17 protein-coding genes are annotated in these 23,212 nt (G+C 32.9%); all 17 read left to right on the top strand.

Features of this window, described 5'->3' with window-relative positions; translation table 11 throughout:
• The 17 genes from hslO to gpmI all read left to right on the top strand — a co-directional run bounded on the left by hslO (position 1) and on the right by gpmI (position 22,999).
• On the top strand, positions 1 to 876 hold the full coding sequence (hslO, locus tag CHL78_RS13490; RefSeq protein WP_094369707.1) for an Hsp33 family molecular chaperone HslO: 876 nt from the start codon (positions 1 to 3) through the stop codon (positions 874 to 876).
• A gap of 143 nt (positions 877 to 1,019) precedes the next feature.
• Positions 1,020 to 2,831 (top strand): sigma 54-interacting transcriptional regulator, encoded by a 1,812-nt coding sequence (locus CHL78_RS13485; protein WP_094369708.1) that lies wholly within the window; start codon positions 1,020 to 1,022, stop codon positions 2,829 to 2,831.
• A 286-nt stretch (positions 2,832 to 3,117) separates the two neighbouring features.
• Positions 3,118 to 4,329: a diaminopropionate ammonia-lyase gene (dpaL, locus tag CHL78_RS13480; protein ID WP_094369709.1), complete on the top strand. Its 1,212-nt coding sequence runs from the start codon at positions 3,118 to 3,120 to the stop codon at positions 4,327 to 4,329.
• A gap of 29 nt (positions 4,330 to 4,358) precedes the next feature.
• Entirely contained in the window at positions 4,359 to 5,546 is a 1,188-nt protein-coding gene (locus CHL78_RS13475; RefSeq protein ID WP_094369825.1) for a YgeY family selenium metabolism-linked hydrolase, read from the top strand.
• A gap of 15 nt (positions 5,547 to 5,561) precedes the next feature.
• Positions 5,562 to 7,148, top strand: coding sequence for an N-acyl-D-amino-acid deacylase family protein (locus CHL78_RS13470; protein ID WP_094369710.1), 1,587 nt, complete (start codon positions 5,562 to 5,564; stop codon positions 7,146 to 7,148).
• Between the two features lie 3 nt (positions 7,149 to 7,151).
• Positions 7,152 to 8,480: a putative aminohydrolase SsnA gene (gene ssnA, locus CHL78_RS13465; protein ID WP_094369711.1), complete on the top strand. Its 1,329-nt coding sequence runs from the start codon at positions 7,152 to 7,154 to the stop codon at positions 8,478 to 8,480.
• A 22-nt stretch (positions 8,481 to 8,502) separates the two neighbouring features.
• Positions 8,503 to 9,846: a nucleobase:cation symporter-2 family protein gene (locus tag CHL78_RS13460; RefSeq protein WP_094369712.1), complete on the top strand. Its 1,344-nt coding sequence runs from the start codon at positions 8,503 to 8,505 to the stop codon at positions 9,844 to 9,846.
• 37 nt (positions 9,847 to 9,883) lie between these two features.
• On the top strand, positions 9,884 to 10,990 hold the full coding sequence (locus CHL78_RS13455; RefSeq protein WP_094369713.1) for a 4Fe-4S dicluster-binding protein: 1,107 nt from the start codon (positions 9,884 to 9,886) through the stop codon (positions 10,988 to 10,990).
• 12 nt (positions 10,991 to 11,002) lie between these two features.
• Complete coding sequence (gene hydA, locus CHL78_RS13450) at positions 11,003 to 12,376, top strand: dihydropyrimidinase (protein WP_094369714.1); 1,374 nt, start codon at positions 11,003 to 11,005, stop codon at positions 12,374 to 12,376.
• A gap of 12 nt (positions 12,377 to 12,388) precedes the next feature.
• Positions 12,389 to 14,947 (top strand): selenium-dependent xanthine dehydrogenase, encoded by a 2,559-nt coding sequence (gene xdh, locus CHL78_RS13445; RefSeq protein WP_094369715.1) that lies wholly within the window; start codon positions 12,389 to 12,391, stop codon positions 14,945 to 14,947.
• Between the two features lie 16 nt (positions 14,948 to 14,963).
• Positions 14,964 to 15,341: a RidA family protein gene (locus CHL78_RS13440; protein WP_094369716.1), complete on the top strand. Its 378-nt coding sequence runs from the start codon at positions 14,964 to 14,966 to the stop codon at positions 15,339 to 15,341.
• 217 nt (positions 15,342 to 15,558) lie between these two features.
• Positions 15,559 to 16,908 carry an RNA polymerase factor sigma-54 gene (gene rpoN / locus CHL78_RS13435; RefSeq protein WP_094369717.1) on the top strand — a complete coding sequence of 450 codons (1,350 nt, stop codon included), beginning with the start codon at positions 15,559 to 15,561 and terminating at the stop codon, positions 16,906 to 16,908.
• Positions 16,909 to 17,045: 137 nt separating this feature from the next.
• A complete protein-coding gene (locus CHL78_RS13430; protein ID WP_094369718.1) occupies positions 17,046 to 18,071 on the top strand; it encodes a sugar-binding transcriptional regulator in 1,026 nt (341 codons plus the stop codon).
• A 61-nt stretch (positions 18,072 to 18,132) separates the two neighbouring features.
• On the top strand, positions 18,133 to 19,140 hold the full coding sequence (gene gap / locus CHL78_RS13425) for a type I glyceraldehyde-3-phosphate dehydrogenase (protein WP_094369719.1): 1,008 nt from the start codon (positions 18,133 to 18,135) through the stop codon (positions 19,138 to 19,140).
• Between the two features lie 180 nt (positions 19,141 to 19,320).
• Positions 19,321 to 20,520, top strand: coding sequence for a phosphoglycerate kinase (locus tag CHL78_RS13420; RefSeq protein ID WP_094369720.1), 1,200 nt, complete (start codon positions 19,321 to 19,323; stop codon positions 20,518 to 20,520).
• Between the two features lie 194 nt (positions 20,521 to 20,714).
• Entirely contained in the window at positions 20,715 to 21,458 is a 744-nt protein-coding gene (gene tpiA / locus CHL78_RS13415; protein WP_094369721.1) for a triose-phosphate isomerase, read from the top strand.
• Between the two features lie 11 nt (positions 21,459 to 21,469).
• Complete coding sequence (gene gpmI / locus CHL78_RS13410; RefSeq protein WP_094369722.1) at positions 21,470 to 22,999, top strand: 2,3-bisphosphoglycerate-independent phosphoglycerate mutase; 1,530 nt, start codon at positions 21,470 to 21,472, stop codon at positions 22,997 to 22,999.
• Positions 23,000 to 23,212 lie beyond the last annotated feature (213 nt).

Genomic DNA, 23,212 nt, shown 5'->3' with positions numbered 1-23,212 from the left:
ATGAAAGATTATGTAGTAAGAGCAACAGCAGGCGAAGGTCAAATAAGAGCCTTTGTAGCAACTACTAAAAATATGGTAGAAGAAGGAAGATCATTACATGAGACTACTAAGGTAGCAACAGCAGCTTTAGGAAGAACATTAACTGCAACATCTATAATGGGGTTAATGATGAAAAATAAAGGTGATAAAGTTTCTGTAATAATAAAGGGTGGAGGACCAATAGGTACTATACTTGCAACATCAGATGTAAATGGTACAGTTAAAGGATACGTATCTAACCCAAAGGTAGAAGTACCAGATTATGAAAATGGAAAATTAAATGTAGCTGCAGCTGTAGGAAATGCTGGAGTAGTTAAGGTTATAAAAGATTTAGGACTAAGAGAACCTTACAACGGTGCTTATCCATTAGTAAGTGGTGAAATAGCAGAAGACTTCACATATTACTTTGCATTATCAGAGCAAACACCGTCTGTAGTATCATTAGGTGTACTTACTACTGAATATGAAGTAGAACATGCAGGTGGATTTATAGTTCAATTAATGCCAGATGCAACTGAGGAAACTATAGTTAAATTAGAAGAAAACGTAGCTAAGCTTCAATCTATAACTAATATGTTAAAGGATGGAAATACTCCAGAACAAATATTAGATATAGTATTAGAAGGATTAGAACCAAGAATACTAGATACTTGTGATGTTAAATTTGAATGTGAATGTTCAAAGGAAAGAGTACAAGGAGCATTAGTATCTATAGGTAAGACAGCATTATCTCAAATAATAGAAGAAGATAAGCAAGCTGAAGTAGGATGCCAATTCTGTAATAGAAAGTATCAATATACTGAAGAGGAATTACTAGAATTATTAAATAATATGTAATTAATATAAATTATAAAATGTGAGATGGCTTTTAATTAAGTAGTCTCACATTTTTTTGGTGCAATTAAAATATTTAAATATGTTAAAATATAAATAAAGTAATGGGGAGAAATAAATTTAAGGATATTTAACAGGGGGATTTTATGGAGAGTAGATTAAAGCAGTTTCAAAGCTATATAGAAAAATACATAGAGATAATAGCCAGTGTTTTAAATATAGACATAGAAATAGTTGATGATAAATTGATTAGAATAGGTGGAACGGGTATCTACAAAAACAAAGTAAATGAAAATGTTATTACTGAGGGAAATATTTATAGCGAGGTGCTTGAGACTAGTAAAGAGGTAGTAGTATTAGATATAGAAAAGAATAGCTCTTGTGTAGAGTGTAGCAATTTTGAGCAATGTATAAATAAATCTATTATAGTTGTACCAATAAAATATGATAATCAAACGATAGGTGTAGTAGGAGCTGTAAGCACAGATATAGAAAAGAAGAAACATATAAAAAGCAAGATAGATTCTTATTTACCTTTTATAGAGAATATTTGTGACTTGATATCTATGAAAATAGAAGAGCATGAAGTCAACAAAGATAATAGTAAAAAAATGCAAATGTTTCATGAAGTAATTAATAATGTAGAAAAGAGTATCTTGATATTAGACACTCAACACAAAATATCTTATATAAATGATATTGCTATAAAATGTTTAAAGCTAAGTAATAATCAAATTGGAGAGGTATTAAATATTATAAACTGCGAAAGTTATACAAATGGTAAAGAACTTATTACTATCAATATAGGAGGCAACCAATATAAAATTACAGCTAAAACAATACCAGTATATCCATATATAAAATCTTACGATAAAATAATAATATTTGATAAGGTTAATGAACAAGTAGAACTACCTCAGAATATTAATACCAATTGGGGAATTAATAATATAGAATCTATAGTCGGAAACTCATATGTGATGCAAAGTATAAAGCATAGAATAAAGAAGTTATCAAAATCAAACTCAACAGTACTGATAACAGGGGAAAGTGGAACTGGAAAAGAGCTGATAGCAAGAGCTATACATGCTGAGGGTAATAGAAGAAACAAGCCATTTATAGCCATAAATTGTGCAGCAATACCAGAAAACTTACTTGAGAGTGAACTATTTGGATATGTTAAAGGAGCATTTAGTGGAGCTAGTAACAGTGGTAAAATAGGTAAATTTGAGTTTGCAAATATGGGAGTTATATTTTTAGATGAAATAGGGGATTTATCATTTCATCTACAAGCCAAGCTACTTAGAGTTTTACAAGAACGAAAATTTGCAAGGATAGGATCCAATAAGCTTATAGATTTAGACATAAAGGTAATTGCAGCTACTAACAAAGACTTATTAAAGCTTGTAAGTGAAGGTTTATATAGAGATGATCTGTATTATAGATTAAATGTAATACCTATAAATTTACCTCCTCTTAGAGAGAGAAAAGAAGATATTAAAGACTTAATAAATATGTTTATGCCAAAATACTCTGTAGAATTAAATATTAATTTATATAAAATAGAAGACTCAGTTATAAAAATGTTAGAAAATTATTATTGGCCGGGAAATATAAGGGAATTGGAGAATGCAATTGAATATATGATGAATTTAGTCGGAGAAGATGGAATTATAACTACGGATATGCTTCCTATAGATATAATTAACTACTATAAAAAGAAAAATATGTTGGTTCAAGTATGTGACGACGAAGGTTGCTTAGATGTAAATTTACAAGAGATAGATGATGAAATAATGAAATATGAAGGAAAAATAATATCAATTAAAGATCTAGAATTAATTTATATAAATAAACTATTAGATAAGTATGGACGAACTACTAAAACTAAAAAAGAGATTGCTAAAAAACTTGGAATAGGATTAGCAACCTTATATAGGAAGTTAGAAGAAAACTAAATACCTTAAATTCTCAAAATAAGAATTCTCATATTGATAAAATTTATTAATATGAGAATTTTTTTATTTATAAGTATAAAGATAAAGTACATATCATTAAAAAATAATCAATATATATGGTGGTATAAAGAAAAGTATTTTATTTTTTGATCGTTAGACTATAGTGATATAGCTATTTTTAAGTATTTTAAGAAATAAAGTAAAATACTTTTTATTGGGAAATTTTTAATTTGGCACAGCAATTGCTTTATATAAAATTGTAAAATTTATCAAAAGGAGAAATGAAATGGGAGAAATAAAATGGAAGTTAAATAATTTACCGAAATCAGATGATAGAGAAAAAGGTATCGAATTTTTAAGAGATGAGGAAATTACCAACGTTATAAAGTTTCATGAAAGCTTTCCTCAATATAAAAGAACTCCATTAGTAAACTTAGAAAACTTAGCTAAGTCACTAGGTGTTGGCGGAGTTTACTTAAAAGATGAATCACATAGATTTGATTTAAATGCATTTAAGGTTCTTGGTGGATCTTTTGCAATGGCTAGATATATGGCTGATAGATTAGGTAAGGATATATCTGAGTTACCGTATGAGAAGTTAATATCAGATGAAGTAAGAAAAGAATTGGGAGATATAACATTCTTTACAGCTACAGATGGAAATCACGGTAGAGGTGTAGCATGGACGGCAAATAAATTAAAGCAAAAATCTGTAGTATACATGCCAAAAGGGTCAACTCTTACTAGATTAAATAATATTAAAGCGGAAGGTGCAGAAGCTAGTATAACTGATTTAAACTATGACGATGCAGTTAGATTGGCAGTAGAAAACGCAAATAAAGTAAATGGTTTGGTAGTTCAGGATACTGCTTGGGAAGGTTATGAGGATATTCCTGCATGGATAATGCAAGGTTATGGGACTATGGCTAAAGAAGCTGTAGAACAATTAAAAGAATATGGAGTAGAAAGACCTACACATGTATTCCTTCAAGCTGGAGTAGGATCGCTTGCTGGGGCTGTACAAGGATATGTAGCAGCAGAGTTTGATGAGTGTCCTATAACTATAGTAGTAGAAGCGGATCAAGCTGATTGTTATTATAAATCTGCTGAGGCAGGAGATGGTAAGCCGAGATTTGTAGGGGGAGATATGCAAACAATAATGGCTGGTCTTGCTTGTGGAGAGCCAAATACTATAGGATTTGAAATCTTAAAGAATTACTCTGAAGCTTTTGTATCTGCGCCAGATTGGGTGTCTGCAAAAGGTATGAGAATACTTTCTAGTCCAGTAAGAGGAGATGAAAGGATAATATCAGGAGAATCAGGAGCAGTAACTACTGGATTATTAGCTACTATAATGGAAGATAAAAATCTACAGGATTTAAAGGAAGCATTAAAATTAGATGAAAATTCAAAAGTATTGTTATTAAGCACGGAAGGGGATACAGATCCAGATAAATACAAGAGCATAGTTTGGGATGGAGAATGCCAAAGTATATAAAAAATAATATTTATAAGGGGGAACATAAAGTGTTAAATGAAGCGAGAGAGCAACAATTAATTCAATTATGCCAGGACCTAATAAGAAATTCTAGCTATTCAGGCAAAGAGGAAAATGTAGTAAAAGCTATAGAAAAAAACTTTGAAAAATTGGGATTTGATAACTGGTTTAGAGATGAGTATGGAAATGTTATAGGTTGTATAAAAGGAAATAAACCAGGTAAAAAGATATTATTTGATGGTCATATAGATACAGTACCAGTACCTGATGAAACTAAGTGGAGTGTACCACCTTTTGAAGGTCTAATAAAAGATGGAAAAATCTACGGAAGAGGAACTTCTGACATGAAGGGTCAAGTAAGTGCTATGATGTCAGCGATATCTTATTTTGCAGAAGATACCAATAGAGATTTTGAAGGAGAACTTTATGTAGCAGGTGTTGTACATGAAGAGATATTTGAAGGGATAGCAGCTAGAAAAATAAGTGAAGCTGTAAATCCAGATTATGTTGTAATAGGTGAATCTTCAGAATTAAATCTGAAGATAGGTCAAAGAGGCAGAGGTGAAATAGTTGTAGAGACTTTTGGAAAACCAGCTCACTCTGCTAATCCACATAAAGGAATCAATGCAGTTTATAAAATGAGTAAGATAATAGACAGAATACAACAATTAGTACCTCCAACTCATAAAGAATTAGGAGATGGGATACTAGTTTTAACAGATATAAAATCATCTCCATATCCAGGAGCATCAGTAGTACCAGATTACTGTAAAGCTACTTTTGATAGAAGATTATTAGTAGGTGAAACGAAAGAGAGTGTATTAGCACCGATACAAGAGTTATTAGAAGAAATGATGAGAGAAGACTCTGAGCTAAATGCAAAAGCATCTTATGCTATAGGGAGAGAGACTTGTTACACAGGAAACATAATAGAAGGAGAAAGATTCTTCCCAGGATGGTTATATGATGAACAAGATGAATTTGTGCAAGCTGCATATAAGGGATTAAAAGAAGCTGGAATAGATCCAGAAATAACTCAATATTCATTCTGTACAAATGGTAGCCACTATGCAGGTGAAGCTGGAATAAAAACTATAGGTTTTGGTCCATCTAAAGAAAATCTTGCTCATACTATAGATGAGTATATGGAAATTGAACAATTATGTACAGGAGCAAAAGGATACTATGGAATACTAAAATCAGTTTATAAAAAATAATTGGGAGATGGTTTTGTGAGAACATTAGTCAAACATGGGCTTATAGTTGATGGAAATAAAACTAAAGCATACAAGGGAGATTTATTGATAGAAGATGACAAAATTATAAAAATATCATCTGAAATAGACGAGTGTGCAGATAAAGTAATAGATGCAAGAAACAGAGTAGTATGCCCAGGTTTTATAGATACTCATAGCCATTCAGACCTAATGATTTTAGTTAATCCATATAATGAAGTCAAGATAAGACAAGGCATAACAACTGAAGTACTGGGGCAAGATGGAATATCCATGGCCCCTTTACCAAAGGAATATATATCTTCGTGGAGAAAAAATCTAGCTGGTTTAGATGGTGAGAGTGACGAAATAAATTGGGAATATGAAACTACAGCAAAATATTTAGACATGATGGAACAAAAAGGAGTAGGTTTAAATGAAGCTTACCTAGTACCTCATGGAAATATAAGAATGGAAGCTATGGGACTAGAGGATAGACCTGCTACGAAAGAAGAGATTCAAAAAATGTGTGAAATCACAGAAAGAGAATTAAAAGCAGGTGCTATAGGGTTATCAACTGGACTTATATATATACCGTGCGCTTACTCTATGACTGAAGAAATTATTGAAATGTGTAAGGTAGTTGCTAAATATGATGGAGTATTTGTAGTACATCAAAGAAGCGAAGCAGATACAATCTTAAAATCTATGGAGGAAATTATAGAAATAGGAAAAGAATCTGGTGTAAAAGTTCATTTCTCTCATTTTAAAGTATGTGGTAAAGATAATTGGAAATACATCCCACAGGTTATAGAGCTTCTAGAAAATACTAAGAAAGGTGGGGTAAAAGTATCCTTTGACCAATATCCCTATGCAGCAGGAAGTACAATGCTTGGAGTGGTGTTACCTCCATGGGCTCACTCAGGTGGAACAGATAAGCTACTTGAAAGATTAAAAGATAAAGAGCAAAGACAAAGAATGAAAGATGATATAGCAAATGGAATTGACGGGTGGGATAACTTTATACAATTTGCTGGTATAGATCAGATATTTGTAACCAGTGTGAAGACAGAAAAAAACAAAAGTGCTATAGGCAAAAACTTATTGGAGCTAGGACAAGAAAAGAAGATAGACCCATTAGATGCAACCTTTGATTTATTATTAGAGGAAGAGAATGCAGTGGGAATGGTAGATTTTTATGGATTGGAAGAACATATAATACAATTCATGAAAAGAGAAGAACAGAATGTTTGCACAGATGGACTTTTATCAGGAAAGCCACATCCAAGAGCATATGGATCATTCCCTAAAATACTAGGAAGATATGTAAGAGAGTTAGGTGTATTAGAGCTTGAAGAAGCAGTAAACAAAATGACTAAAAAGGCAGCAGAAAGCTTCAGTATAGAAAATAGAGGACAGATTAAAGAGGGCTACTATGCAGATATAGTTATATTTGATAAAGACATAGTGAGTGGATGTGATGATTATATAGACTCTATGCAATATCCAACTGGAATAGATTATGTAATTATTAATGGAGACTGTGTAATTGAAGAGGGGAAGTACAATCATATTAAAGCAGGTAAAGTTTTAAGGGGGCACTAATCTATGATTTTAGTTGGAAATGGAAGGATGATTACTCAAGACAATCTAAACCCATATATGGAAGATGGATGTATAGTTATCAACGAAAATAAGATTGAGGATATTGGTTCGACAACAGATATGAAATCGAAATATCCTAATCATGAATATATAGATGCTAATAAAAAAGTAATAATGCCAGGGCTTATAAACTCTCATATGCATATATATAGTTCATTTGCCAGAGGTATGTCAGTAACAGGAAAACCATCAGAAAACTTCTCAGAAATATTAGAAAATCTATGGTGGAAGCTAGATAAACAGCTTGCCTTAGAAGACACTAAATATAGCGCATACTCAACTTATATAGAGTGTATAAAAAATGGTGTAACTACAGTATTTGACCATCATGCAAGCCCAAATGCTATAGAAGGAAGCTTATTTGTAATAAATGATGTAGCAAAGGAACTTGGTATTAGAACTTGTCTTTGCTATGAAGTATCTGATAGAGATGGTGGACTTACAATTGATCAAGGAATAAAGGAAAATGTAGATTTCATAAAATATGCTCAAGACGACAAAAGTGATATGGTTAAGGGAATGTTTGGGCTTCATGCAGCATTTACACTATCTGATGACACATTAAATAAATGTGCGACAGAAATGGAAGGTCTAGATACTGGATACCATGTTCACGCAGCTGAAGGAATAGCAGATCTTCATTATAATCTTCAAAATCATGGAAAAAGAGTAGTAGAAAGACTTATGGACTTTGGAGTGTTAAAGGAGAAGACTATAGCAGTTCACTGCATACATGTAAATTCAGCAGAAATAAATTTACTAAAAGATACAAATACTTTTGTAGTTCATAACCCTGAATCAAACATGGGAAATGCAGTAGGATGCTCTCCGGCTATAGAGCTACTTAAGAAGGGAATAACAGTAGGACTGGGAACCGATGGGTACACAAGTGATATGTTTGAATCTCTTAAGGTAGCAAACATAATACATAAACATCATCTATGTGACCCTAGAGTTGGTTTTGGAGAAGGTCAAAAGATGTTGTTTGATAATAATACAAAAATAGCTAAAGCCTACTTTAAAAATGATCTAGGAATAATAAAAAAAGGTGCCTATGCAGACGTAATAGTAGTAGATTATACTCCGCATACGCCATTAACAGAAAATACTTTAGGAGGGCATATAATATTTGGAATGAGTGGAAGAAGTGTAGATACAACAATAATTAATGGAAAAGTACTTATGAAAGATAGAGAATTAGTAAATATAGATGAAAGTGAAATACTTTCAAAATCAAGAGAAGTATCTAAAAAATTATGGAATAGAATTTAACTGTTGATTGGAGAAAGATAAAATGAGTGAGGGCCCGGTTTTTAATGTTAGTAAGGCAAGTGACTCAGAGAATGTTTTAACTAATTCTAAAGCATTTATTTATGGGTTACAGCATGTATTTGGTATGTGTGCAGGTATATTAGCAGTACCCATAATGATAGGAAATGAAGCTAAGGTTACAAGTATTGAGATGATGATACTTATAAGTGCGACACTTTTTGTATCTGGAATAGCCACATTGATTCAAAGTATTGGACTTAAAGAATTTATAGGTGTAAGAATGCCTCTTATGCTAGGAGCAAGTGCAAACCCTACTTCTACTATGCTTGTTATAATTGCATCTAGTTCTATTGGAGAAGGTAGGGCACTTAGCATAATATTTACATCAACGATAATTGCAGGTTTATTCTGTTTTTTAATAGCACCTATTTTTAGTAAGTTACTAAGATTCTTCCCTAAAATAGTTACAGGAACAATAATTACTTTAATGGGAATATATTTAATCCCTATTGCAGTTAGGTGGTGTGCAGGAGGTGTTGTGACTGCTCCTGATTATAGAAGTGTAGGAAATATAATGCTTTCATTTAGTGTTTTGTTAATAATAGTAGCCTTAAATAAATGGGGTGGTAAAACACTAGGTAGTATGGCAATACTTATTGGAATAATACTTGGAACTATAATTTCAATAGTAATTGGTAAGTTTGATTTTACAATGGTTAATTCAGCAGGACTATTCTCTATTCCAAAACCATTCTTCTTTGGACCTCCTCAGTTTGATATGTCGGCAATCGTATCCATGATAGTTGTAATGTTTATTATGATGATTGCTTCAACTGGAAACACTGTTGCAATTCACGATATATTTGGAGACGATGTTACTGAGAAGAAGGTTACAAAAGCACTAAGAACAGATGGATTATCTTGCATGGTAGCAGGAATATTTAATACATTCCCTCAAGCACCTTGTGCTCAGAACTTAGGTATAGCAAGTATGATAGGTATAAAGGGAACCAAAATAACTATAATGGCAGGAGTCATATTATTAGTTCTAGGTATTATACCAAAATTTGCAGCTATAATAGCATCAATACCATACCCAGTTCTAGGTGGAGCAGGTCTTGTAATGTTTGGGATGATAATATCAGCAGGGATTAATAGTATAAAACAAGTAGAATTTAATGGAACAAAAAATGGGCTTATATTCTGTGTGAGTATAGCCGTTGCAATGATTCCGATTGCAGTTCCAGATTTTTATGCGAATTTTCCACAAGGAGTTATCCAGACAATTTTAAGTAGTGGAATAACAAGTGGTAGTATATGTGCAATAGTACTGAATCTACTTTTTAATTATAAAGATGTAAATTAAGATAAAACATTAAATAAATAATTTAGGGGGATACAAAATGGCAAATTTAAAAGTTAACATATATGGAATGGAATTTTCAAATCCAGTAATGACAGCTGCAGGTCCAGGAGCAAAAGATGGAGATCTATGTATAGAGGCTGCAAAAGGTGGAGCTGGAGGAATATGTACAAAAACTATATCGGTATTACCAGCAGATGTGCCAAGACCTTGCATGGCAAGCACAAATAGCGGATTTCTAAATACTGAATTATGGTCAGAGCTTCCTAAAGAGCAATGGATAAAAGAAGAATATATCAAGGCTAAAAGTGCTGGACTCCCTGTGATAGTAAGTATGGGATATACAGCAGATCAAATAGCTGAAGTTGCACCACTTGTTAAGCCTTATGCAGATGCAGTTGAATTATCAACTCATTATGTTGGAACGGATGTAACTCCAATAGTAAATGCTTTAAAAGCAGCAAAAGAAGCTTTAGATGTACCAGTATTTATGAAGATGAGCCCTCATACAGATATACAAACAATAGCTAAGGCGGTTGAAGAAGCTGGAGCTGATGGGCTTGTAATGATAAATTCATTTGGTCCATGTATGGCTATAGATGTTAATACTGGATACCCAGTAATGGGAAGTCAAACAGGGTATGGATGGTTATCAGGAGCTCCAATAAGACCATTGGCAATAAGATGTATATATGAAGCATCACAAGTTGTAAATATACCAATAATTGGTGTAGGTGGGGTGACTTGTGGTAGAGATGTTGCAGAGATGATGATGGCAGGAGCTAGTGCTGTTCAAGTATGTACAGAAGCAATATTAAAAGGACCTGGAGTATATGGAAAAATTGCTAAAGAATTAAACGAATTCTTAGATTCTAAAGGATATACAGATGTAAATGAGATAAAAGGCTTAGCTCATAGAACAGTAATAGATAGAGAATTTAGAACTCATACAATAGTTCCAGAAGTAGATCAAGATAAGTGTATCAAATGTAAAAAATGCAAAACAAGTTGTGTTTATGAAGCGATAGAAATAGATGAAACTTTAGAGATAGATAGTAACAAATGCTTTGGATGTGGACTATGTGTAACAAGATGTCCTAAAGATGCTTTATCAATAAATTACGGAGCACTATCAACTTGTAAATAAGGTGGCGATTATATGAGTCTAATATTAAAAGGTGGAAAAATTGTAACTGATAAAAAAACTTACGAGTCAGATATAAAAGTATCAGGCGGAAAGATTGTAGAGATAGGAGAAAATCTACAAGATGAAAGTTGTAATATTATAGATGTAAATGGAAGTTATATAATACCTGGTGGAATTGATACGCATACTCATTTTGACTTAGATACAGGCGCTACAAAAACTGCAGATGATTTCGAGTCAGGCACTAGGGCTGCTATAGCTGGAGGTACTACAACTATATTAGACTTTGCGACTCAAAGTAAAGGTAAAACACTAAAAGAAGCCTTAGCAGAGTGGAATAAAAAAGCAGAAGATAAATGCTACTGTGACTACGGATTTCATATTGCAATCACAGACTGGAATGATTCAATCTGTGATGAAATGGATGATATGATAGACGAAGGTATACCATCTTTTAAATTATATATGGCTTATAAAGGACTGCTTCAAGTTGATGATGGAGTTATCTATAAGGCATTACAAAAATCAAGGGAGATAGGTGCTCTTATAGGATTTCATTGTGAAAATGGGGATATAATCTGTGAACTTGTGAATAAAATTCTTAAAGAAAATAAAATATCCCCAAGATATCACGAACTTACAAGACCAGAAATCTTAGAAGTAGAAGCTACTTCAAGGTTAATGAAGATAGCAGAAGTTGCAAGATCAAGAGTATATGTAGTACATCTAAGTTGCGAAGAAGCTTTAGAAGAAGTAATTAAAGCTAAGAAAAGAGGAGTTGACGTAATAGTTGAGACTTGTCCACAATATCTATTATTAAACAAAGAGTTATACAACTTAGATGGATTTGAAGGAGCAAAATATGTGATGTCACCTCCTCTTAGAGATAAATCTAATAATGATATACTGTGGAATTTTATAGCAGAGGGAATTATAGATACGATAGGAACAGACCATTGTTCGTTTAATTATAAAAATCAAAAAGAGCTAGGAATAAATGATTTTAGCAAAATTCCTAATGGATCTCCTGGTGTTGAGCATAGAATTAGCCTTCTATATACCTACGGAGTATGCACAAACAAAATAACTATCAACAGAATGGTTGAGGTTATGTGTACAAAACCAGCGAAAATATTTGGACTTTATCCACAAAAAGGGACAATAGATGTTGGTAGTGATGCTGATTTAGTAGTTTTAAATCCTAACAGAGTTAAAAAAATTAAAGCAATAGATCAAGTTCAAAATGTAGATTATACACCATACGAAGGTTATGAAGTTAAGTGTGAGATTGAACGTGTTTATTTAAGGGGAGTAGAAGTTAGTAAAGAGGGAAAGGTAACTTGCAATTCACCAATAGGAGTATACCTAAAAAGGTCATCTAATTAAGGGGGCTAATTAATGTTTGAATTTACATTAAATAATAGAAGTGTTATTAGTAAAGAAAATAAAAAACTTTTAGAGTTTTTAAGAGAAGATATGAATATAACATCTGTAAAAAATGGATGCTCAGAAGGTGCCTGCGGAACTTGTATGATCATAGTAGATGGCAAGGCTATGAAGGCCTGTGTATTTACAACTCAAAAACTAGTTGGTAAAAATATTATAACTATAGAAGGAATGAGTGAGAGGGAAAGAGATGTATATGCATACTCTTTTGCTAGCCAGGGAGCTGTACAATGCGGATTTTGCATACCAGGTATGGTGATAAGTGCAAAGGCATTATTAGATATTAATGATAATCCAACAGAAGAAGAAATAAAAAAAGCGTTAAGAGGTAATATCTGCAGATGCACCGGGTATGTAAAGATTATCAAAGCAATAGAATTAGCTGCAAAGATACTTAGAGAAAATATAGATGTACCGAAAGTGAATTGTAAAGGCCTAGTAGGTGATAATTTTCATAGAGTAGATGCAGTAGCAAAGACACTGGGAACAGCTGAATATGTGGATGATATAAGAATTGAGGGAATGACTTATGGCTCTGCAGTAAGAACAAAGTATCCTAGGGCACTAATCAAGAAGATCGATATAGAAGAAGCTAAGAAATATCCAGGTGTAATTACAGTTTTAACAGCCAAAGATATTCCGGGTAGTATAAAAGTTGGACATCTGAAAAAGGATTGGGACACGTTAATTCCTGAAGGTGAGATAACTAGATACTTAGGTGATGCAATAGTATTAGTTGCAGCAGAAACTAAAGAAGCTTTAGAAGAAGCTAAGAAGTTAGTAAAGATAGACTATGAAGAATTGACACCAATGACATGCCCTGAAGATGCCCTAAAAGAAGATGCGCCTAAGATACATGAAACTGGAAATATACTAGTAACAGATTATTTATCGAGAGGATCAGCAGAAGAGAAAATAAGAAATTCTAAACATGTTGTTACTAGAAAATACTCTACACCTTTTACTGAGCATGCATTTTTAGAGCCAGAATGTGCTGTGGCAGGACCTTATGGAAAAGATGGAGTAATAATTTACTCTACAGATCAGGGGGTATTTGCTACACAGCATGAATGTGCAGACATGCTTGGATTATCACACGAGAAAGTAAGAGTCATAAATAAAATGGTAGGAGGTGGCTTTGGCGGTAAAGAAGACATGAGTGTACAACATCATGCAGCTCTTTTAGCATATCACACAAAGAGATTTGTAAAGGTATTACTTACAAGAAAAGAAAGTATTATAATACATCCCAAAAGACATGCTACTGAAATGGAATTTACTACAGCTTGTGATGAAAATGGATATTTAACAGCTATGAAAGCTACTATTATATCTGATACAGGAGCATATGCATCTCTTGGAGGTCCTGTATTACAAAGACTGTGCACTCATGCAGCCGGACCATACAACTATCAAGATATAGATATAACAGGTACTGCTGTTTATACGAACAATCCACCAGGTGGAGCATTTAGAGGCTTTGGAGTTACTCAAAGTTGTTTTGCAACAGAATGTAATTTAAATCTACTAGCAGAAATGGTAGGAATCTCACCTTGGGAGATTAGATACAGAAATGCTATAAGACCTGGTCAGGTGCTTCCAAATGGTCAAATAGCAGACGAAGGTACAGCAATAGTAGAAACTCTAGAAGCTGTAAAAGAGGAATACGAAAAATATCCTTATGCAGGAATAGCCTGTGCTATGAAAAATAGTGGGATAGGAGTAGGGATTCCCGATGTAGGTAGATGTAAGCTTAAGATAATAGATGGAAAGGTTCATATAAGAACTAGTGCATCTTGTATAGGTCAAGGGCTTGGAACTGTTATGACTCAAATGGTATGTGAGGCAGCAAACATACGACCTGAGTATGTAATACATGAAGCAGCTGACACTCATGTAACTCCAGATTCAGGAAATACAACAGCTTCAAGACAAACTGTATTCACAGGAGAAGCAACAAAAAGGGCGGCAGAGAAATTGAGAGAAGCATTATCTTCAAATAAAACATTAAAAGATTTAGATGGTGAAGAGTTCTACGGTGAATATGCTAGCCAGACAGATAAGATGGGATGTGACAAAGAAAATCCAGTAAGTCACGTTGCTTATGGATATGCAACTCAGGTAGCTGTCTTAAATGAAGATGGAAAATTAAAAAAGATGATAGCTGCTCATGATGTAGGTAAGGCAATTAATCCTATTAGTTTAGAAGGACAGATTGAGGGTGGAGTAGTAATGTCGGTTGGATATGCATTAACTGAAGATTACCCGCTAGAAAATAGCATTCCGAAGGCTAAATTTGGTACTCTTGGTCTATTTAAATCTACGGAAATACCAGAGGTTAAAGCTATAGTTGTTGAAAAGAATAAAGATTCATTAGCTTATGGAGCAAAAGGGGTAGGGGAAATTTGTTCAATACCAACAGCTCCAGCTATTCAAAATGCATATTACTTATTTGATAGGGAGTTTAGAACTCAACTTCCATTAAGTAATACACCATATAGAAAAAAATAGAAAGGAGGAAAAAAGTATGTGTAAGAAAATAGTTAGTACAAAAAATGCACCAGGAGCTATAGGGCCTTATTCTCAAGGAACTATAGTTGGAAATCTAGTATACACATCAGGTCAGTTGCCAATAGATATGAAAACTGGAGAGCTAGTATCTGATGTATGCGAAGCTACTAAAGCTTCATTGGATAATGTAAAAGCAATACTAGAAGAAGCTGGAACATCTATGGATAAAATATTCAAAACAACAGTATTTGTAAAGGATCTGAAAGATTTTAATACTGTAAATGAAGTATATAAAACATATTTTGAATCTAATCCACCAGCAAGATCTTGTGTTCAAGTAGCGCAGCTACCAAAAGACGCTGTAGTAGAAATAGAAGCTATAGCAGTATTATAAGAAGTAAAAGTAATATATAGTAATAAGCCATGCATTCATAAATAAATTTTAGGTGTCTTAGCCATGAAGTTGCCTAAATTTTAAGGTACAGCCTATTAATTAAATATATTTTGCCAATATATGAAAACCCTTTTACTAAGATATGATTTAAATGTTAGAATATATCTTAGTATAGGGTTATTTTTTTGTATTAAAATAAAAGTCATGAGGTGAGAATATGAACTTTAATAATAGCTTACAACTAACTCAATCTCAAAAATTAATAATGACTACGCAGCTGAAGCAATCATTAAGTATATTGAATATGAGTAAATTAGAGCTGGAAGAAGAGATCAAGAGGGAAGTAGAGAGTAATCCACTATTAGATGCTGAAAAGAGCGCAGAGATAGATTGGGAATCTTATATAAAGGATATTGAACGAAATACTCATTATATAGATAAAAATGAGATAAATTTCAACTCTGATAATGATATTAATTTTGAGAACTTAGTCAAATACTCATCAAATATATATGAAACTCTTTTATCTCAGATAAGTTTGTATAGACTTAGAAAATTAGAGAGAGAAGTTTGTGAATATATTATAGAAAGTTTAGATGAGGACGGGTATTTAAGAGTAGAGGAAAGTGAAATAATAGAAGCTTTAAATATAGATAAAGAAGTTTTTGAAGATTGCTTGGCTAATATTCAGCAATTAGAGCCAAGTGGAGTTGGTGCTAGAAGCCTAGAAGAATGTCTAATTATTCAAATGAATGATTTAGGGATTTACAACGATATATTAGAGGAAATAGTAAGACATGATTTAGATTTAATAGCAACAAATAAATATAAGGAAATTAGTAAAAAATATAATTTACAGCTTCAAAAATGTGTGAATTTAATAAGTATAATAAAAACGCTAGATCCAAAACCTGGAAGAGCATGTTCTATTGAAAAAACAGTTTATGTACAACCTGATGTTGTTGTTGAAAAAATTGATGATGAATTCGTTATATGTTCAAACGATAAGGATAACTATAAGCTAAGAATAAACAATTACTACAAAGAAATACTAAAAAATTCACAATCTGATAGTGAAGCAAAAGAATTCATAAAGGAAAGATTAAATTCAGCTACAGGTTTAATGAAAAATATAGAAAGTAGGAAATCTACTATATTAAGAATCGCAGAGGAAATAATAAAGGCACAAGATGAGTTTTTACGAAAAGGAGAAAAATACATAAAGCCATTAAGAATGAAAGATATTGCTTCAGAATTAGAATGTCATGAATCTACTATTAGTAGAGGTGTAAATGGAAAATATATGTTAACACCTTTTGGATTATATGAATTTAAATATTTCTTCAGTAGCGCGCTTGAAACTGAAGATTCTGGTACTACTTCGAGTACCAGCATAAAAAAGATAATCCAGGAAACAATAAAAAACGAAAATAAATCAAAGCCACTAAGTGATGAATACATATCTAAAAAACTAAAAGAAGAAGGAATAAATGTAGCAAGGAGAACAGTTGCAAAATACCGCGAGGAGTTGGGAATACTATCTTCTAGCAAAAGAAAGAAATATTAAAAAAATAAAAAAAGAAAAATATTCTAAAAACTATTGAAATCCATGGAGATATACTATAAAATAAAATTATCTTGTGGGACTGAAATAAGTACCAGGGACAAAAAAAGTCCCGAAGAGAAATGATTAAGGAGTACACAATGAAGGACCTATTAAAAATTCAACAAAAACTAATTCCGCAAGCGATAGAGCTTATGGAAAGAAGATATTCAATCTTAAGACAAATATCTTTAAGTGAGCCAATAGGGAGAAGAACACTAGCTAACGTCTTAGATATAAGTGAAAGAATAGCAAGATCAGAAACAGAGTTTTTAAAAGAACAAGGACTTATAGATGTTGCTGTATCTGGAATGACAATAAGACAAGAAGGTAGTGAACTATTAGAAGAGCTTAAGGATGTTATGAATGATATAATGGGGCTCTCTACACTACAAGATAAACTTAGAGATAAGCTTGGTATAAGAAAAGTAATCTTAGTACCTGGAAGTTATGATAAAAATAACAGCTTATTGAAAGATGTTGCAAAAAGTGGAAGCGAATATTTCTTAGATATCTTAAAAGATAAAGATACAGTCTCTATGACTGGTGGAAGTACGATGCTTGCTTTTGCAGAGAATATTAAAACAGATAAAAAATTCAACAATGTAACTATAGTTCCAGCAAGAGGAAGTATGGGAATCAATGTTGAAACTCAATCAAACAATATAGTATCAATAGCTAGTAAAAAGCTAAACTGTGACTATAGATTGCTAAACGTACCTGATGAACTAGGTGAAAAGGCAATGAAAACATTGACTAAAGAACCTGAGATAAAGACTACATTAGATAGTATAGAAAAAACTGACATATTAGTATTTGGAGTAGGTAGAGCCGATGAGATGGCAACTAGAAGAAACCTTCCAAAAGAAAAAGTGGAAGAAATATTATCTAAAGGAGCAGTAGGTGAAGCCTTCGGGTATTACTTTAACCAAGAGGGAGAGATAGTTTATAAATTAAATACAGTAGGTATAGATTTAGAAACATTCAAACAAGTTAAAGATACTATTGCAGTATTAGCAGGAACAAGAAAAGCAGAGGCACTGATAGCTATATCAAAAATAAACAAAAACATAGTACTTATAAGCGATGAAGAAAGCGCACATAGGATACTAGAATTATTAAGTTAATAACTAGCCTTGCTAGTCAACATATACAAAAAACATTTTTACTTTTATAGGAGGTAACACAATGGTTAAAGTAGCGATAAACGGTTTTGGGAGAATAGGGAGATTAGCTCTAAGAAAATTAATGGAGCAAACAGATAAGTTTGAAGTAGTTGCAATAAACGACTTAACAGATGCTAAGACATTAGCTCACTTATTTAAGTATGATACTGCTCAAGGTAGATTCACTGGTGAAATAGATGTTAAAGAAGGGGCTTTCGTAGTTAACGGACAAGAAATAAAAGTTACTGCTGAAAGAAATCCAGCAGACTTACCATGGGGAGAATTAAATGTTGATATAGTACTTGAGTGTACTGGATTCTTCACTTCTCAAGAAAAAGCTGGTCTTCACTTAGAAGCTGGAGCTAAGAAAGTTGTTATATCTGCACCTGCAACAGGAGATGTAAAAACTGTAGTATTCAACGTAAACAACGATGTATTAGATGGAACTGAAACAGTTATATCAGGAGCTTCTTGTACTACTAACTGTTTAGCACCAATGGCTAAAACATTAAACGATAAATTTGAATTACAAAAAGGATTCATGACTACTATACATGCTTACACTAATGATCAAAATACATTAGATGGACCTCATGCTAAAGGTGACTTAAGAAGAGGTAGAGCTGCTGCTGCTAACATAGTACCTAACACTACAGGTGCTGCTAAAGCTATAGGTTTAGTTATACCTGAATTAAAAGGTAAATTAGACGGTGGAGCACAAAGAGTACCAGTTATAACTGGATCTTTAACTGAATTAGTTTGTACATTAGGACAAAAAGTTACAGTAGAAGAAATAAATGCTGCTATGAAAGCTGCTTCTAACGAATCTTTCGGATACACTGAAGAAGAATTAGTATCTTCTGATATAGTAGGAATAGATTTCGGATCATTATTCGATGCTACTCAAACAAGAGTTATGGAAGTAAATGGAGAGCAATTAGTTAAAGTTGTTTCTTGGTATGACAATGAAATGTCTTACACTTCTCAATTAATAAGAACTTTAGGATACTTCGCTAACTTAGCTAAGTAATTTTATACAAGTCCGGGTTTGTAGTTTTATGCTACGGGCTCCGGACTTTTTTAAACAATACAATATGCTACACTACATATGGTAAAATAAAAAAAGTGCGTACTTTATATGGTAAAAAATGACGATTATGCTATACTAAATATTGAGGAATAAAATTACGCTTCAAAAGGAGAAAATAACATGTCAATGCTTAACAAAAAAACTATAGAAGATATAAATGTGAACGGAAAAAAAGTATTAGTAAGATGTGACTTCAATGTACCTTTAAAGGACGGAGTTATAACTGATGAAAATAGATTAAATGGTGCATTACCAACAATAAAGTACTTAATAGAAAACGGAGCTAAAGTTATACTTTGCTCTCACTTAGGAAAGCCAAAAGGGGAAGCTAAGCCAGAATTATCTTTAGCACCGGTAGCTAAGAGATTATCTGAAATGCTTGGAAAAGAAGTAGTATTTGCTGCTGACGAAAACGTTGTTGGAGAAAATGCAAAAGCTGCTGTTGAAAAGATGGAAAATGGAGATGTAGTATTATTAGAAAATACTAGATATAGAAAAGAAGAAACTAAAAATGAAGAGAACTTCTCTAAAGAACTAGCTTCTTTAGCTGAAGTATTTGTAAATGATGCATTCGGTACTGCTCATAGAGCTCACTGTTCTACAGTAGGTGCTGGAGAATTCTTACAAGAAAGAGCTTGTGGATACTTAATTCAAAAAGAATTAAAGTTCTTAGGAGAAGCAGTAGCAACTCCAGTAAGACCTTTCACAGCTATATTAGGGGGAGCAAAAGTTTCGGATAAGATAGCTGTTATAAATGAATTATTAGAAAAAGTTGATAACCTAATAATAGGTGGAGGAATGGCTTATACATTCTTAAAAGCTCAAGGTTATGAAATAGGAACTTCTTTAGTAGAAGAAGAGAAAGTAGAATACGCTAAAGAAATGATGGATAAAGCAGAAGCTAAAGGTGTTAAATTATTATTACCAATAGACAATGCTGTTAGTGATAAATTTGCTGATGTAGCTCCAGTTATAACTGAAGATGCAAACATACCTCAAGGACACATGGGACTAGATATAGGACCTAAGACAATAGAAGAATACGTAAATACAGTAAATGCTTCTAAAACAATAGTATGGAATGGACCAATGGGAGTATTCGAATTCGAAAACTTCGCAGCTGGAACATTAGCTGTTGCTAAAGCTATGGCAGCATTAACTGATGCTACTACAGTAATAGGTGGAGGAGACTCTGCTGCAGCTGTTAACCAATTAGGATTCGGAGACAACATGACTCACGTATCTACTGGTGGAGGAGCTTCTTTAGAATTCTTAGAAGGTAAAGAGTTACCAGGAATAGTTGCTTTAGACAACAAGTAATCTCTAAAGGGTTACTTATAAAATTGTAAATACCTATAGAGTCTAAATTAGACTCGATATTGAATATAAATATTGACCACAGTTAGTTTTATCAAAGATAAGACTTACCTTAAAATAATCAAAATTAAGGATAGGAAAGTCTACATAGGGGAGACTTTCCTAGAGCTTAATTTTATCCGTGGGAGGAATTGAAAATGAGAAAACCTATAATAGCAGGAAACTGGAAAATGAACAAAACTATAGCTGAAGCTTTAGAGTTTGTAAATGATGTTAAAGATAGAGTAACAACTACAGAGGTGGATGCAGTGATATGTGCTCCTTTCTTAGCTTTAAAAGATTTAAAGGAAGCTACTAAAGGAACTAACATAAAGATAGGTGCACAAAACATGCACTTCGAAGAAAGCGGAGCTTTCACAGGAGAAGTAGCACCAGCTATGTTAAAAGAAATAGGAATAGACTATGTAGTAATAGGACATTCTGAAAGAAGAGAATACTTCAATGAAACTGATGAAACTGTAAACAAAAAAGTTTTAAAAGCTTTAGAAGTAGGAATAGATCCAATATTATGTTGTGGTGAAACTTTAGAGCAAAGAGAAGCTTCTCAAACTAAAGAAGTTTGTAAAGTTCAAGTTGAAAAAGGTTTAGAAAATGTTTCTAAAGAAGATTTAGCTAAGGTTGTTGTTGCTTACGAGCCAATCTGGGCTATAGGAACTGGAAAAACTGCAACAGCTGAAGATGCTAACGATGTTATAGCTTACATAAGAGAAGTTATAGCTGGTTTATATGGAGAATTAGCTAATGATGTTAGAATTCAATACGGTGGAAGCGTTAAGCCTGCAAACGTATCTGAAATAATGAGTCAAAGTGACATAGATGGAGCTTTAGTTGGTGGAGCAAGTTTAGCTGCTAACGATTATGTAGAGCTTGTTAATTTCTAAGGAGAGAAGACATGAAAAAACCAGTTGCATTAATAATAATGGATGGATATGGGTACACTGCACAAACTAATGGTAATGCCGTAGCTGCTGCAAATACTCCAAACTTAGATAGAATATCTAAAGAATATCCAAGTACTTTAATGAAGGCTAGTGGACTTGATGTAGGACTACCTCCAGGACAAATGGGTAACTCAGAAGTTGGGCATACTAATATTGGTGCAGGAAGAATAGTATATCAAGATTTAACTAGAGTAACAAAATCAATAGAAGATGGCGACTTCTTCACTAATGAAGTATTATGCCAAGCTATGGATAACGCAAAAGATCATGCACTTCATATCATGGGATTATTATCTGATGGTGGAGTACATTCTCATATAGATCATCTTAAAGCCTTAATAAAAATGGCTAAAGAACAAGGTGTAGAAAAGGTATATGTTCATGCATTTACAGATGGTAGAGATACTGACCCTCAAAGTGCACTTGACTATGCTAAAGAAGCTCAAGCAACTATGGATGAAGTTGGTGTAGGTGAATTTGCTACAGTAAGTGGTAGATACTATGCAATGGACAGAGATAAGAGATGGGAAAGAGTTGAACTTGCATACAATGCAATGGCCAATGGTCAAGGTGAAACTGCTACTTCTGCAATAGAAGCTATCCAAAACTCTTATGATTCTGGAAAGAATGATGAATTCGTTATGCCTACAGTTATAGTAAAAGATGGAGCACCTGTTGGAACTATAAACGAAGGGGATTCAGTAATATTCTCAAACTTTAGACCAGACAGAGCAAGAGAAATAACTAGAGCAGTAGTTTGTAAAGAATTTGATGGATTTGAAAGAGAAGTTAAGGATACATTCTTTGTATGTTTAACTGAGTATGACATAACTATCAAAGAAGTTAAAGTAGCATTTGGTCCTCAATCTTTAAGTAACACATTAGGTGAATACTTAGCTAAAAATGGAAAGAACCAATTAAGAGCTGCTGAAACTGAAAAATACGCTCACGTTACATTCTTCTTCAACGGTGGTGTGGAAGATCCAAACCAAGGAGAAGAAAGATTATTAATACCATCTCCAAAGGTTGCAACTTATGATTTACAGCCAGAAATGTCTGCTGATGAATTATTAGAAAAGGTTGTGGCAAGAATAGATGAAGATAAGTTTGACTTCATAGTTGTTAACTTTGCTAACCCTGATATGGTTGGTCATACAGGAAGTATAGAAGCTGCAGTTAAGGCAGTTGAAACTGTTGACACTTGTGTAGGAAAATTAGTAGATAAGTTAATAGCAGTAGGTGGAAGTGCAATAATAACTGCTGACCACGGTAATGCTGAATATATGTTAGACCCACAAACAGGAAAAACTGTAACAGCTCACTCTGTTAACCCAGTACCATTTATGGTTGCTGGAGAAGAATATAAAAATGCTACATTATTAGAAGATGGAAGACTATCTGATATAGCTCCAACTATCCTTGATATGATGCATTTAGAGCAACCATCAGAAATGACTGGTCACTCATTAATAAAGAAGTAATACATTAATATACAAATTAATACCTAACTCTATTATTTTTACAAAAATAAAAAATATATTATAAAAAATATTAAAAATTAACAAATTTACCCATCAAATTAAATTTGAATGTAATATAATAGAGTTGGGATATAAAATAAATTATAAAATATAATGAATCATTATATAATCTGAGAGGAGATATACAAATGTCAGTTATCGAATTAGTATACG

It is taken from the genome of Romboutsia weinsteinii (genome assembly GCF_002250835.2).
Classification (GTDB): Bacteria; Bacillota; Clostridia; order Peptostreptococcales; family Peptostreptococcaceae; genus Romboutsia_A; species Romboutsia_A weinsteinii.
The sequence above is the reverse complement of the archived record's forward strand: the minus strand, read 5'-3'. Positions and strand labels throughout refer to the sequence as shown.